1 pseudogene is annotated in these 228 nt (G+C 81.6%); it reads right to left on the bottom strand.

Annotation, left to right across the window (positions count from 1 at the left end):
- Positions 1–228 (bottom strand): annotated as a pseudogene (locus tag KVT14_RS22095) (dTDP-Rha--alpha-D-GlcNAc-pyrophosphate polyprenol alpha-3-L-rhamnosyltransferase); the annotation flags it as partial.

The raw sequence follows: 228 nt of genomic DNA, 5'->3' as shown, positions 1-228 counted from the left end.
CCGCTCGGCACCGCCCGTCTCCTGCCGGCGCAGGTTGGCGCGCGTCCACGGGTTCCCGGGCCAGTCCTTGCCGAGCACGGCGTGGCCGGCGCCCTGCGTCAGCGACGGCAGCTCGCGCGCCGGCGGGTAGACCGTGCCGTCCTCGTTGAGCAGCGCGGGCCCGGGCGCCCCGGCCGCGGGGGGCCGCTCCGCGGCGGCGAGCAGGGCGTCGAGGGAGCCGGGCTCCCC

It is taken from the genome of Cellulomonas sp. GbtcB1 (genome assembly GCF_019091725.1).
Classification (GTDB): domain Bacteria; phylum Actinomycetota; class Actinomycetes; order Actinomycetales; family Cellulomonadaceae; genus Cellulomonas.
The sequence above is the reverse complement of the archived record's forward strand: the minus strand, read 5'-3'. Positions and strand labels throughout refer to the sequence as shown.